Genomic DNA, 13,982 nt, shown 5'->3' with positions numbered 1-13,982 from the left:
GTCGCGCTCGCTTCGGTGGCCGCTTCACATCCAACAGTTCCAATCTCCTTTTGGGCGACACGGTGCTGCAAAGTGCCATTACTGTCCCAAACCGTCGCCCGCTCAGCCGTATCCGTGCGATGCAACGCAGATGAAATGCCAATCTATTCCGTTGTGGCTCCCAGCGGGGTAAGCCTACGTCGGGGATAGTGGCATGTTCGCGCCCGCCTGACTTTAACACACAGGGCTTTCTGCCAACATGGAATTGATTGGAAGCCCCCCTTACAACAGCTCGCTGCAAGGTCGCCATGGCAGGGCTTGTTCTCATGAACCGATGGCGGGCGTCCCCGCGCATTCCGCACGGGCCGCGCTCTATTCCGCTTCGCTCCACCGAGCCACCGCTGCGCGCCGTCTCGTCGCCTTCGGCGTCACGATCGCATGACGCGGGGATTGCCAGGTCAATCCCCATGGGGACATCGCGGCGACCGCGATGGCGTTAAGCGGCTCCGGCAAGCGGTGTGGGCGTCGCTACCCTCTAGGCCCGTCGCGGCGGACCGCAACCCGGCGGTGCCGGGTCTTCCTCTTCGTTTCAGCCTTGCAGGTGCAGCCCGCCTCTGCCGACGCGCCTTCCGGTCGCTCTCGCCGCCCACCCCGCTCTTCGGGGCCGGTGTTTTGGCAAGGAGTAAGGACAATGGAACTCAAGCATATCGATATCGCCTGCCTCTCGGTCTCGCCTGCCAATATGCGGGGCATCAGGAAGGCACCGGACCTCACCAATATCCTCCCGTCCGTTCGCGCGCGGGGCATCCTTGTGCCGCTGATCGTGCGGCAGAATGGATCGCCAGACACCTATGAAATCGTGGCAGGCAAGCGGCGCTATCATGCAGCGCTGGCCGTGGCGGAGGAAAGCGGGAGCATCGACCCGTTGCCCTGCGCCGTCATGGAAGCGGGCGACGATGCGGCGGCGCTGGAGGCCTCGCTTATCGAGAATATCGCCCGGCTCGACCCCGATGAAATGACCCAATGCGAAACCTTTACGCGGCTGGTCCGGGAAGGCCGCAATGTGGAGGACATTTCCCTTACCTTCGGCCTGACCGCATTGCAGGTGAAGCGCACCCTTGCGTTGGGCAATCTCATGCCCCGCATCCGCAATCTCTATCGGGCCGAGAGGATAGATGCGCTCACCGTGCGGCACCTGACCCTTGCCACCAAGGGGCAACAGCGGGACTGGCTGGCATTGTTCGACAGTGAGAACGATCACGCCCCCATGGGTCAGAATCTCAAATCATGGCTGATGGGCGGCGCGGCCATTTCCACCAAGGTCGCGCTATTCGACCTCACCAGCTATTCCGGCGAGATCGTCTCCGACCTGTTTGGGGAGGACAGCTATTTCGCCTCTCCCTCCGATTTCTGGACGGCACAGATGGCGGCGGTCGAGGAACGAGCCGCAAGCTATCGGGAGGCAGGATGGCCGGAGGTCGTCGTCATGGAACGCGGTGCGTATTTCCACACATGGGAGCATGAGCGCTGCCCCAAGAAGAGAGGCGGACGGGTTTATGTCGCCATCAGCCATCGCGGCGAAGTCACCTTCCATGAGGGGTATCTGACCACCAAAGAAGTCCGGAGGCGCAAGAAGCATGTTGAAGGGGACGACGCCGGAACCAAGCCAGTGCGCCCAGAGATTAGCGCGCCGATCCAGAACTATGTCGATCTTCACCGCCATGCCGCTGTGCGCGCCGCCTTGCTCTCACAGCCTGCCATGGCGCTACGCCTGATGGTGGCTCATGCCATTGTCGGTTCGCCGATGTGGCGGGTGGACGTGGAGAAGCAGCGCGCCAGCACGGACGCCATCGCCGAGAGCGTGGAGGTCTGTGTTTCGGAAGCGATGTTTGACGCCGGACGGCGCGGGGTTCTGGCGTTGCTGGGCTTCGATACCGAAACGCCTACCGTGACGAACGGCTATATCGGGGATGATGGACTGCCGGGGCTGTTCTTGCGCCTGTTGAAGCTGCCCGACGAAGCGGTGCTGTCGATCCTCGCGATCGTGATGGGCGAGACGCTGACGGCAGGAAGCGCAATAGTCGAGTTGGTGGGCGCGTTGCTCCGCGTCGATATGGCGGCGGTCTGGCAGGCCGATGATGCACTGCTCGATAGCATCCGCGCCAAGCAAGTGATCGGCCGTATTGTCGGAGAGGTCGCTGGCGATGCCGTAGCGACGGCCAATGCCGGGGAGAGCGTCAGGGTGCAGCGCCAGATCGTGCGCGATTGTCTTGCGGGAACGGGCGGACGCACCAAAGTGGATGGCTGGGTGCCGCGCTGGATGGCCTTTCCCCCGTCAACCTATACCGACCGGGGCGGCGTCGGCAGTGCCGAGCGGTGGAATGCGATTGCGCCACTGTTCGATACCGCCAAAGCCGCCGATGAAAAGAAGGCGCAGCCAATGGCCAAAGCCGCCTGACCTTGCCCGACCCGGAGGCGGCTTCGCCTCCGGGTTCCTCGCGTCCGCAAGCGCGCGACCGGGACGGGCACGATCGATCCCGATTTGAAAAAACCGCCCCGGCCAAGCCGGGGCGGTTCGTTTCTTGCTGGAACCAAAGAACGACATTCCACAGACGGTTGGCTACAAACCGCCAATCCTGTCCCCTCTTTGTTTCGCACCCATTTTTTGATAAGCTGTCCGCGCGTTGCGCAAAAGGCAGCGCCAGGACTGCTAATCCTGCCCAGAGAACCAACTCGGAAACCTCGTTTTCCGGGATGCCGTCGCGTATGTCCAAACCTTCGGGTCAAAGGCGGCGGCGCATGTCTCTGGCATGTTAGCAGTTCCGGCGGCTCCCGCGCCCAGCGCGCGGGAGTTCGGGACCAATGCCGCATCCACCCCGTCGCTTCCGCCTCATCCGCCATGGATGCGGAGTGGAGGTCTTATGGACGACAACCATGATGCGCTGGCCCATGGTGCGGACCAACGGCGCGCGACGCGCGATCACAATGAGATGCGCGAGCGCGTCCTGGCACGCGTGCTTCATCTCGATGCCTTCGGCCGAATGGCGATGGAACGCGCTGTACGGATATTGCGCGCCTACTTCGTCGATCGCCGCAGCAGCGCGCCGAGGCGCGGGACGCTGCACTGGTTGATGCTGGTAGGCGACCATGCCGACACGGGCAAGCCGGTGAAATGGGGCAACGAACCGCTCGTCTTCGACATCTGGGGCTTTGTCGATCATGAGGCCTATAAGGGACTGGAACGCTACTGGGGCCGCGCCCAGGCCGTGCTTAAATCGGAACTGGGTCGGGCAATAGCCGTCGAGCTTTCCGTCTTCACCATTGCCGAGGCCGGACGCTTTCATCTTACCAATCCCTGGCTGGCCAAGCGCTATGACGGTGGGATCATTCTCTTCGACCGGGCGATGGACCCGCCAAGTGCCGAACGCCAAACGATCCATGACCGGATCACGGCGGGGGCCGACGCGCTGGACGAGCCGCAGAGCGCGGCGTTCGCCCAATACCGCCGCCGTGGTTTTGACCTCGCCCGGATCGCCAACAAGCTGCACGCCAGCGCCGCAGAAGCCGAAATGCATCTGTCGGAGGCGTTCGGCGCATTGCTGGCCCGCCTTGGCGACGATGCACAGCCCCAGTCCCTGCGTCCCGGCCTTGGCCAGCATCCCCGCCATAATCTCGACCTCTATCACCGTCCCGGCGACTTCGACCGTATCCTGGCCGTGACATTTTATCGCCGCGCGGTGGATTTCGTGGGGCTGATGGTGGAAGGGCATGCGCGTGATCGTCCCTCGCTCGTCGTGCGCGAAGCGGCCAATGCGAGCGAGTTTGCGCTAAAGACGCTCCTGCTTCGCGCAGGTTGTTCCGACGAGTGGAACCGCCAGCATATCGGCCTCGATCTTGAGCGGGAGCTGGAAGAGGCGCAGGCAAACGGAATGCCGCCGCCCTCGCCGGAACTGGCGCGGCTGATCCCGCCGCTGTCGCGCTATCACCGTCAAGGACGAACGCCCGATCAGGCGCGCGCCGTGCTTGCCGTCATTCCGCCCGCCGAGATCGTGGAGACGGTCGCGACATTGCTCAACGCTGTGGGACGGATCACCGGCTACACCGGCCTGCCGGGGGAGAGGGGTGCATGATGTTGCGCACCGATCTCGACCATCTGCCATTTGCCATGCAGCAGGAGGTCCGCCGAATTGCCGCGCTGCTGTTTGAGGGGTTCGACGCCATGCTCGCGGGCAAGCGCACTGAACGCTACAAATCAGGCCATATCGTCAAGTTGATCCTTTATGGCCATCATGCGGCGCAGAATTGGGCATTCGCTCCTCCCGCCGCGCCGATTCGGTTGCTCGCGATCGTCAACCACAACAAGCTTGCTGCCCGCCGCGGCGATTGGACGGCGGTGCGCGATCGGCTCCGCCGGGGGTGGGAATTGGGTGAAATCACGCATCCGGTGCGGCTCTGCGTACACAGCCTGAGCCACGTGAACCACGCGCTCGTTCATGGCGTGCCATGGTTTGTCACGATCGCGACCGAGGGCATCGCGCTTTATGAGGCGAGCAGCGCGCGAATGGAGTCGCCACGCACATTGCCTGCCGCCCGTCATCATGAACATGGAAAAGCGGAGTTTGCCCGTTGGCATGGGCGTGCGACGGAATTCCTGTTGGGTGCAGCATTCTATCAAAGGCGGGACAATATGCCGATGGCAGCGCTGCTGCTGCATCAGGCCTGCGAGCATCTCTATCAGTGTGTGGCTTGGTCACTCGCCCTGCACGGGCTACGCACCCACGCACTCGACGAATTGCGCGAGGTGGCTGAAGAACTTGATAGGGAACTTGCCAAGGCATGGCCGCGCGACACCCTGTTCGAGCGCCGTGTTTTCGGCTGCATTCGTCGCGCTTATGTCGAGGTCCGTTACGGCCGGAACTTCCGCATCAGCCGGGAGGAATTGGCATGGGCGATGGAGCGTGCCGCAACGCTGAACCATCTGGTGGAAACCAGATGCCGCGAAAGACTTGACGCAATAGCTACCGCTATCGGGGAGACTGCGCATGGGTGAGCCATCCCACCAATTGCGTGCGGCCTATGACGCCGCCGTGGCGCGACTTCCGGTCGTGACGCGCGCGATATTCCTGATGCACCGCGTGGACGACCTCTCTTACGCCGAAATCGCTCATCGCTTGTCCATCAGCGACAGCGCAGTTCAGGCATGCGTGGCTGAAGCGCTGGGCATGATCGCCGCGATCCTGGATGGCGGCGTGTCGAAGCGTTGGAGAAATACGGACATCGCGCCTGCCGAAAGCGACCTGCGCCGCCGTTATCGCGCCTCGTGCCAGGAGCGCTTGCGCGCTTTGGGCCATAGCGAACCGCTGGCCTGGGATAGCGGGTGCGATGACGACCTGATCGTCAACATCGCCTTTCTCCAGACGCTGCCCGCGCCGGTTCTCGAAACCTTTCTTCTCAGTCGCGTCGATGGCCTCAACTACCGGCAGATAGCCAAACGCATGTGGACACTGCCCTTCGTCGTCCGCCGCAGGATGCTGTATGTGGTTCGCTCCCTCGATCGGCAGCCCATGACGTTCGAGCAATGGTTGCGCGCAGGGGCATTGGCAAAGGATCTGACGACCTGAGCGACATATATCACGGAAAAGGCGAGGCGAGGCTGCTCGTCAGGCATCACACTGCGGGCGATGCCGCGAATTATCAGCGATGCATGATGACTCCTCAGTGTGGGGCGTTTGCTCCCTTCGGCGCTGCAAGGAACGAGGCCCCACCGGATGCAGTCCTCAAGTTGTGGGGCCTCGCCGGACCTCTTTTAGCTGCCGTGCATGAATATTGAATGACCGGGAATGAACGATAGGCCCATAGCGAGCAATATCGCATGCATCATGCTAGAGGGTATTTTGGTCTGGATCACCGACTTGTGCGGCTGGAACGTGAGCACCGCCGATATCTATCGCCAGTATCTGAGGGCGATCGGGAGCCGATGCCAGTTTCATGATAGCGCGGCGTTCGATCTGGAAGTCCCGATCGCCCCATCGCACCCATATACAAAACTTTATCCGCATGGGGTGGCTGGGGTTCATAACATGATCCAATGCCTGGTTGAGCGACAGGCCGACCAGTTCGGGCGTATACTCCCCTTCCCGTGATCGCCTTACGCCAACGATGGCCGAAGCATCCCATGGCACTGGTAGTTTTTCGCATAGCTTCGGCATCTCTCACGCATATAGCGGTGTCATGATCGAGGCAAGCTGGGCAGTATCGAATTATCGTGGTGCCGGAATCGGTTCGCCACCTTTCATAAACGGTTCATCTGCCGTCTTCTAGGGGCGCTATCCCGGCGCTAATGCCCCCCGCTCTATGCCGGGCTGCGAAGCCTTGCTTTGTGACTGACCCCGCAAAGAAAGACTTCGCAGAATCTCGCCGATCCTGTCAACACGGGCACTTATTGGGTCTATAAGCAGCCGGGGAGATTCAGCAGGGCATCTATCGCAAACCCATCACTCAACACAAGCCTTCGCGGTTTCTCAGCCACTTCAATCCGGACGAGATTGGCGCCGATTTGTAGCCAGAAGCTGTCATCCCCCTTTCGGATCAGGTCGATGACCATAGAGACATCTCGGTTCCACCGTTGCATGGTTTCGTGATCTCGACCACCGAGGCGGTACAAAGGGTGATTCAGTTTTGTTAGATCGCGCTGAACGCAGGAAACAAGATATTCGGCCATCAATTCCACATCGGTTAACCCCGACGCCACAAAAGGGGGGGGCGCCGGGGTCTGATCGAAGCACGCCCTGGTGGGGACCGTAAGGACGCATTAATGGTTTTGCGTATAATCATGAAAAAGTGATTAACGAAGCGTTGTTATCAGAGATCGGCCAGCGCTATTTCCGCAGTTTGCCGGACGGAGTAACCCCGCTACTGTCGCCTTGACACGTCGAACGCCATAGTCGCTCGGCTTCATCGACAACAGGCAGCAAGTCCTGATCGGCCCAGACCGATTGAAGGCGGGAGCGCACGGCGTCGGGTTCGCCATCGCGTGGGAACAGCGGATCGGCCCTGGAAAACATGATCAGACTATGCAAGTCGCCATTTATCTCGGCAATCTCGGCGAGCCATTGTCCGAATGGCAGTCCAGGGTTGGGCGGCGGCGATGTCACAGGCATACCTCAATAAGATAGCAAAATGGCCGATTTCACCGGCTGACCTTCCATCCCGCTCCTATGTGTTCTTTCACCGCTATGCGATGCAATTGTTACACAACCGTGCCGTTCCTTCCATCGGAATAGGGGCCGATGGAAGCAGAAAGCGACGCTTTGTTCGGACGGCTCGGCGAATTGTTCGTCTACATCCTTCCCGCCTGGCCTTCCCTGGTTCCGAGGACGTCACCACGGGGAACCGAGCAGCACATTGGCATCACCCTTGGCTGAATTTGCCGCGCGGTGGACTGGCCTGGCCTCGCGTTTTCGCGTCCAGCGGATCGATGTCCTTGGCGAACCGCAATCCTGCCAGTTCATCCCTAACCCAAACGGTCGTGGCCGCGATTTCTTCCAGGCGCCCGATGTCGAGTAACAGCGTCTGTCCAACCTTCAAGTGTCCGGCGCCATCGATGCAAGCGCCTCCCGCCGATATGTTCCGCACGCGATGCACCGACGGCTCGGCGGCAGTGAATCCGGTCGCCCTTCCCCGAAGGAACACGCTCTCTCGCGAAGCTACACGGCGATTTATTCGGCTGGGCATGCTTCCTTTTTACCGATCGAGGCTTACCAACTGATTGAAGCGTTGCCGGACAGCTTTGAGCTTTCGATCTAGGGCAGCGCGCTGGCCTCGCATGTGACCGATGCGCCGGAGTATGCGGCAGAGATGCTTTATCCGTCGCATAGTCGCTTGCCATGACGAATGCTGCCATCAGGGAGCGGCCGATTGCGATGGTACGACGCTAGTTTTACCTGCGACATGACAACGGCTATGATTGGCGATCAACCATGTTGCACAGAGCGGCGAGAGGTCACTGCGACGCCTCGCCATCGGCTGCGGGGTAATGGATCATCAACTTGCGAGGTGGAAACATGAGCGCCGCCGATTTCTACCACCAGAACGCCGCCAGCGAGCGTCTCGCGGCTTCGAAGGCAGATCTCCCCAACCGGCGACGGCAGCATGAGCAGTCCGCTGAACGTTGGGAACAAATGGCGCGCGCTGCGGAGGAGACCGAACGGCGCACGTTGATCAATGAGGCCCAGAAGCGCGCCTTCCGATAACCGTTGGTCGCCATGCGCGAGTGAACGCAACGGCTGGATATGCAGGCGCGTATCCTACGCTGGCTAGGCAGCTTCGACCATCACTGGCAGGAAATCATTGCCGATGTGCCCGGAACCGGGAAGCTTGCGTGCATTCCGGCAGTCATCGGCAGCCATGCAGTGGAATAGTTCAGTTTCATGCCACTGCACAATCGTCGGGATGGCCCCGCCTCAGCGATTTATTTCTGCGTTTGCTCGGGCGTCCTCTGCGGTGAACCCGCGCTTCCCCTTGCGCTTCCAGAGGGCAAGCGCGTTGGCGCGTTCCTCTCCGCGCAGCCGGTCGGCAAGGGTGAGGAACGCGCCGTAGAGCGTCGCGCGATCATCATCGGTCAGATCGACCAGCCCCGCCTTGATGACGAGGCCGCCCAGTTCGATCAGATGCCGCGTTCTCTCCCGCCGCTTGACCTGCCAATCCCGCATGTCGGCTCGTGCCTTCCGAGCCTCAAGTCGATGACGCGCCGCCGTCGAGTGGGAGAGTACCGCTTTGCTGGCCAGAAGGTCCGCCCGCAGACTTGCCGCCTTTGCCAAGAAAGAACGCCACGCCCGCCTTGCGCCAGCCCTCCTTTGTCGCGGCGTCCTTCACCGTGGCAACATGGAGCAGTGCCCCGGCCAGTATATCGGCGTCGAGCGCATCGGCCCCGGTCGCGGCCACCAATTCGCCAAGTTGCCTCACACGCCGCTCCTTGAGCGCCTTGGCCTTGTCAGCCAGGGCTTTGAGTTCCGAATCAAAATCGCGGGGCTTGCGCATCGCAAAGTCTCCATTGAGTGTTGATGGCGCTATGATAAGATGATCTCTCACGCCGCGCAGTAGAGTCGCCGGGACAGCCTGACACCGCCTAGTCCCGTCCGAGAAATTTTCGAGAAGGGCGCGCTTATACGTCGTTCCGACGTGCGCTTGAGCGTAGTAGATGGACGATCGTCATGGCGATCTTCCATCTCTCCGTTCAGGTCATCAGTCGCGCGACGGGTCGCTCCGCCGTCTCCGCCGCCGCCTATCGTGCGGGCGAACGCCTGCACGACCAGCGCCTCGACCGGCCGCAAGATTTCCGCGCCCGCTCCGGCGTAGAGCATAGCGAGATCATGTTGCCCGAAGGCGCGCCCGAACAATGGCGCGACCGCGAGCGCCTGTGGAACGTGGTCGAGGCGTTCGAGAAGCGCAAGGACGCACAGCTTGCCCGCGAGGTCGAGTTCGCCATTCCGCGCGAATTGACCAAGGCGCAGGGCATCGAGCTTGCTCGTGATTTCGTGTCCACCGAGTTTGTGGATCGCGGCATGATCGCCGACCTCAATGTGCATTGGGATATCGGCGCGGATGGCCAGCCCAAGCCGCACGCCCATGTCATGCTCACCATGCGGGAGGTTGTGCAGCGCGAGGACGGCACCGCTGGCTTCGGGACGAAGGTCCGCGAATGGAACGATCATGAGAATGTCGAGCGCTGGCGCGAACGCTGGGCCGATCATGTAAACACCCGCCTTGCCGAACTCGACATTGACGCGCGCATCGATCACCGCAGCCTTGCCAATCAGGGCATCGACCTTGAACCGCAAAGCAAGATCGGCGGTCCTGCGCACCGGATGGACGCGCAGGGACTGGAAGCCGATCGCGCCGAGATGCACCGCGAGATCGCACACGAAAATGGCGAACGCATCATCGCTGATCCCGGCATCGCGCTTAACGCGATTACCCATCAACAGGCGACATTCACCAACCGTGATATGGCGATGTTCATCCACCGGCATAGCGACGGGCAGGAGCAGTTTAACGCCGCCATGCGCGCGGTGCGCGGATCGCCCGATCTGATCGCCCTGGGCAAGGACGGGCGCGGCGATGATCGGTTCACCTCTCGCGAGATGATCGAGACCGAGCGGCGGATGAGCCATGCGGCTGACCGGCTTGCGATGGAGCGGAGCGATGGTCTCTCGGCGGCGGCGACCTACGCCATTCGAACCGCCGAGAGTGCAGGTCTTGTCCTGGGAGCAGAACAAGAATCCGCGCTGCGTCATATAACGGACGGGCGCGGATTGTCACTGGTGCTGGGTTATGCCGGGACCGGCAAAAGCGCCATGCTGGGCGTGGCGCGCGACATGTGGGAAAGCGCGGGCCTTAATGTGCGTGGCGCGGCGCTTGCGGGCATCGCCGCCGAGGGATTGGAGAACGGCTCCGGCATCGCTTCGCGCACCATCGCCAGCATGGAGCATAGCTGGGCGCAGGGTCGCGATTTGCTCAATTTTCGCGACGTGCTGGTGATTGACGAGGCGGGCATGGTCGGCACGCGCCAGATGGAGCGCGTGCTGTCCCATGCCGCCGAGGCTGGCGCGAAGGTCGTTCTTGTCGGCGATCCGCAGCAATTGCAGTCGATCGAGGCGGGCGCGGCGTTTCGCGCAATCCACGAGCGCCATGGCGGCATCGAGATCACGCAGGTTCGCCGCCAGCATGAAGGCTGGCAGCAGAGCGCCACCCGGCATCTGGCCACCGGCAGGACCGGCGAGGCGATTGCCGCTTATGCCGACAAGGGCATGGTGCATCAGGCCGAGACGCGCGAGGATGCGCGGCGCGATCTTGTCGAGCGTTGGGATCGTGAACGGCAGGCCGATCCCGACGCCAGCCGCATAATACTGACCCACACCAATGCCGAGGTGCACGATCTTAACGAGGCGGCGCGCGCGGCGATGCGTAATGCGGGTGAATTGGGCGACGAGCGCCAGGTGAAGACCGAGCGTGGCGACCGGCTATTCGCGTCTGGCGACCGCATCATGTTCCTGCGCAACGAGCGCAGCCTTGAGGTGAAGAACGGCACGCTGGGCACCATCGGACATGTGGACGAAGGCCATATGTCCGTCCGCACCGATGACGGGCGTTCCGTGGCGTTCGATATTAAGGATTATCGCGACCTCGACCACGGCTATGCCGCCACCATCCACAAGGCGCAGGGCATGACGGTGGACAGGGCGCATGTTCTCGCGACGCCGGGGATGGATCGCCATGGGGCGTATGTCGCCATGTCCCGCCACCGGGAGGGCATGGCGCTTCATTATGGCCGCGACGATTTTCGCGATCAGTCCCGGCTTGTCCGCAGGCTTTCGCGCGAGCGCGCCAAGGACATGGCGACCGATTACAAACAAGCCGACCCGGCAAGGGAATATGCCGAGCGGCGCGGCATTAGCTTTGGCGAGCGGATCGCGGAAATCGTCAGGCCCATAGTCGAGAAGGCGCGGGGGATATTCGACAGTTTCCGGCCGAATATGCCGCAGCAGCAGGAGCGCGACATTTTCGCGGGCTTTCAGCCCAAGGCCGAGCCGCCCGCGCAGGAGCGGGCCGTTCAGCGCCAGCCCGAATATGACATGCAGCCGCTTCGGGCAGGCGGCGTGCGTGGTGCGGTGGAGCGCTATGCTAAGGCGCTGGACGCGATCCAGCAGGCTCGTTCGCAGGGTCTGGACGCCATGCCCCATCAGCGCGAGGCGCTGGACAGGGCGCGTGATGCTCTGGACGCCATCCGCCCTGAAGGTTCGTCGGACTTGAGCAGCGCTTTCCGCAGCAGCCCGGAGCTTATCCGCGAGTCTGCCGAGGGGCGCGGCCAGGCCGCCGTGCGGGCGATGCAGTTGGAAACCGAAATCCGCATGGACCCCTTCCAGCGGGCCGACCGGTTCGTGGAAGGGTGGCAGCAATTGCAGCGTCATCATGCGGAATTGGTGCGTGATCGCAATTTCCGGGGCGCGAAGAGCGCCGCGCAGCAGATGGCGGGCATGGCGAAAAGCCTTGAGCGCGACGCCCAGCTTGAATCGGTGCTGGGCCTGCGCAGCCGGGAGCTTGGGCTTGAGATCGGCCAGCAGGCGGGCCGTAGCCTCTCACATGACCTCGCATCCTCCATTCCCTTCGATCACGGACGCGACATCGGTCGCGGCATGAGCCGCTAGACAAGGAGTAGACGCATGAAGGACGAACAGTCGGCATTGAACGAACCCAAGGAAGAGACGGCCGCACAGGCGTTCGCCCGGCTCGACGGGCGCATTGCGATGATGGCGCGGGCGGTCGAGCATCTGGCGGCCGAACGGGCAAGCATCGATATTCCCGATTACAGCGCCACGCTGGGGCAGATGAACACGCGCCTCGCTGCCGTTGCCCAGGGGCTGGCTGCCATCGCTCAAATGCCCGCCATGCAGTTGACCCCGGAGAAAATGGCGGCACGGATGGATGCCGCTGCGGTCAGTGCCCGCGCTACTGACAAGGACACGCTGCGGGAGGCGCGCGAAGGGCATCAGGAGGCCGCGCGGATCATCCATTCGCTCGCCCGGACAATCAGCAGCGCCCATGAACAGCGCAGGCACCTGATATGGGCGGCAAGTGCAGGATTAGCGGCCGGATGCCTCCTATGGTCAATCCTTCCTGGCGCTGTCCTGCGCGCACTGCCGACAAGCTGGCACATGCCAGAAGGCATGGCTGCGCATATCATGGGCGAGGCATCTCTCTGGGACGCGGGGGAGCGTATGATGCACGCGGGCGATGCTGACGCATGGGAGGCCATTACTGCTGCGCCCGAGACGCGCCGCGCAGCGGGATCGTGCCGACCTTGAGAATCTCAATTTATATGATTTACAATTCGTTTCGTAAAAAATCACCATCATGGTCTGCTAATGTCGATTGCAATGCCTCTGCAACAATGACAGCTTTCTCAAATGAGAATCATTTCAAAATGAATGTGCATTGTCTCATTCAATAGCGCCTGCATTTGATTTTTTGTGTATTTTCATCGGCATAGGTGGATTATGGTCAATAGAATCAATATCTTTGTTGTAAGCGCTTATGTTTTATTGTCTTCTGCGCCAGCACAGGCTGCAGGTGATGCAGGGACATTTTACATCACAGAAGTATCTGTCGAGGGCGGCGGCGCAACTGTCTATGTCAGGGCGACAGGGATCAGCAACCCGGACAGTTGCTCGTCGTCAACCAGAATGTCACTGGTTGCCATAAACTCTGAAATTCAGGACCGCATGCTTGCTACCGCGCTTACCGCCAAAGCAAGTGGCAAACGCTTGGGCGGCTGGCTCAACGGTTGCGTGTCCTCTCCATGGGGAACGATTCCTCAAGCAGTCAATGTAAGTCTGAGAGACTAAAACTGTTACGATAGTAAGATAAAAATTTGTGTCGAATGGTGCATATTAATTTCTGCAAAAAATTATGCAGATGAGTGTTTCAATATATCGATCGGCTGGGATAACTATTTTCGAATAAAATCCAAATTTAGCCGAAATTTCACAGATAGGCGGATCAGTAAATCTCGGAAAATCCAGGCGAAAATGATTGGCCAAGATTTTTTACTAATTCGCACTCATGACAAGAAAATCTATCGATCAGAAATCTATGATGGTCATTTTGACATTGCGGCATTGAGCAGGAGGTGGGCCATGAGCATCAGCATTCGCATATCAAGGGCTTGTGCGCTCATCATGGCGGCACTGAGCGTTGGCGGTGCTGGTGCCGCGCAGGCATCGAGCACGACCGTTTACACATATGACGCGTTGGGCAGGCTCATTCAGGCCAGCACAACAGGCACAGTCAATAGCGGGGTGCAGATGAGCACGACCTATGACGCGGCCGACAATCGCGTGAACTATCAGGTGACTGGGTCAGTCAGCAAGGTGATCGTGGTGCCGCTCAATGGGCTGAAGGTCATTCCCATACCCGATAACTGATAATGGATTGGCAGGCATTAC

Annotated in this window: 13 protein-coding genes; 10 read left to right on the top strand and 3 right to left on the bottom strand. The window is 61.0% G+C overall.

Features of this window, described 5'->3' with window-relative positions; translation table 11 throughout:
- Window positions 1–670: 670 nt before the first annotated feature.
- From SxD43FB_RS03805 to SxD43FB_RS03790, 4 genes are all read left to right on the top strand, one after another.
- Window positions 671–2,437 carry a ParB/RepB/Spo0J family partition protein gene (locus SxD43FB_RS03805; RefSeq protein ID WP_066606300.1) on the top strand — a complete coding sequence of 589 codons (1,767 nt, stop codon included), beginning with the start codon at window positions 671–673 and terminating at the stop codon, window positions 2,435–2,437.
- Between the two features lie 463 nt (window positions 2,438–2,900).
- Window positions 2,901–4,109 carry a hypothetical protein gene (locus SxD43FB_RS25120; RefSeq protein WP_176482667.1) on the top strand — a complete coding sequence of 403 codons (1,209 nt, stop codon included), beginning with the start codon at window positions 2,901–2,903 and terminating at the stop codon, window positions 4,107–4,109.
- The gene (locus tag SxD43FB_RS03795; protein WP_066606297.1) at window positions 4,106–5,029 is read left to right on the top strand and encodes a DNA-binding protein; all 924 of its coding nucleotides are present in this window, start codon (window positions 4,106–4,108) and stop codon (window positions 5,027–5,029) included. The genes SxD43FB_RS25120 and SxD43FB_RS03795 overlap by 4 nt, the downstream gene beginning before the upstream one ends.
- Window positions 5,022–5,600, top strand: a complete 579-nt coding sequence (locus tag SxD43FB_RS03790; RefSeq protein ID WP_082679147.1) for a sigma-70 region 4 domain-containing protein — start codon at window positions 5,022–5,024, stop codon at window positions 5,598–5,600. The genes SxD43FB_RS03795 and SxD43FB_RS03790 overlap by 8 nt, the downstream gene beginning before the upstream one ends.
- Before the next feature lie 827 nt (window positions 5,601–6,427).
- On the opposite strand, the gene SxD43FB_RS03780 is transcribed toward SxD43FB_RS03790, so the two are convergent.
- Window positions 6,428–6,700 (bottom strand): hypothetical protein, encoded by a 273-nt coding sequence (locus SxD43FB_RS03780; protein WP_141249454.1) that lies wholly within the window; start codon window positions 6,698–6,700, stop codon window positions 6,428–6,430.
- Between the two features lie 695 nt (window positions 6,701–7,395).
- On the opposite strand from SxD43FB_RS03780, the gene SxD43FB_RS25805 reads away from it, so the two are divergent.
- Together SxD43FB_RS25805 and SxD43FB_RS03765 are read left to right on the top strand one after the other, a co-directional pair.
- Window positions 7,396–7,545 (top strand): hypothetical protein, encoded by a 150-nt coding sequence (locus SxD43FB_RS25805; RefSeq protein WP_255245593.1) that lies wholly within the window; start codon window positions 7,396–7,398, stop codon window positions 7,543–7,545.
- 497 nt (window positions 7,546–8,042) lie between these two features.
- Entirely contained in the window at window positions 8,043–8,231 is a 189-nt protein-coding gene (locus tag SxD43FB_RS03765; RefSeq protein ID WP_066606286.1) for a hypothetical protein, read from the top strand.
- 210 nt (window positions 8,232–8,441) lie between these two features.
- On the opposite strand, the gene SxD43FB_RS03760 is transcribed toward SxD43FB_RS03765, so the two are convergent.
- Together SxD43FB_RS03760 and SxD43FB_RS03755 are read right to left on the bottom strand one after the other, a co-directional pair.
- The gene (locus SxD43FB_RS03760; protein WP_066606284.1) at window positions 8,442–8,690 is read right to left on the bottom strand and encodes a conjugal transfer protein TraD; all 249 of its coding nucleotides are present in this window, start codon (window positions 8,688–8,690) and stop codon (window positions 8,442–8,444) included.
- 22 nt (window positions 8,691–8,712) lie between these two features.
- Window positions 8,713–9,018 (bottom strand): conjugal transfer protein TraD, encoded by a 306-nt coding sequence (locus tag SxD43FB_RS03755; protein ID WP_066606283.1) that lies wholly within the window; start codon window positions 9,016–9,018, stop codon window positions 8,713–8,715.
- Window positions 9,019–9,191: 173 nt separating this feature from the next.
- Between SxD43FB_RS03755 and traA the strand changes: the two genes are divergently transcribed.
- The 4 genes from traA (at window position 9,192) to SxD43FB_RS25115 (ending at window position 13,961) form a co-directional block, all read left to right on the top strand.
- The gene (gene traA / locus SxD43FB_RS03750; protein ID WP_096061054.1) at window positions 9,192–12,185 is read left to right on the top strand and encodes a Ti-type conjugative transfer relaxase TraA; all 2,994 of its coding nucleotides are present in this window, start codon (window positions 9,192–9,194) and stop codon (window positions 12,183–12,185) included.
- Window positions 12,186–12,200: 15 nt separating this feature from the next.
- Window positions 12,201–12,842 (top strand): DUF6118 family protein, encoded by a 642-nt coding sequence (locus tag SxD43FB_RS03745; protein WP_096061053.1) that lies wholly within the window; start codon window positions 12,201–12,203, stop codon window positions 12,840–12,842.
- Between the two features lie 192 nt (window positions 12,843–13,034).
- Entirely contained in the window at window positions 13,035–13,382 is a 348-nt protein-coding gene (locus SxD43FB_RS24615) for a hypothetical protein (RefSeq protein WP_141249453.1), read from the top strand.
- Between the two features lie 291 nt (window positions 13,383–13,673).
- Window positions 13,674–13,961, top strand: a complete 288-nt coding sequence (locus SxD43FB_RS25115; RefSeq protein ID WP_176482666.1) for a hypothetical protein — start codon at window positions 13,674–13,676, stop codon at window positions 13,959–13,961.
- Window positions 13,962–13,982 lie beyond the last annotated feature (21 nt).

This window comes from Sphingobium sp. D43FB (assembly GCF_002312805.1).
GTDB lineage: Bacteria > Pseudomonadota > Alphaproteobacteria > Sphingomonadales > Sphingomonadaceae > Sphingobium.
Note: the sequence above shows the minus strand (reverse complement) of the source record. Positions and strands in the feature narration are given on the sequence as shown.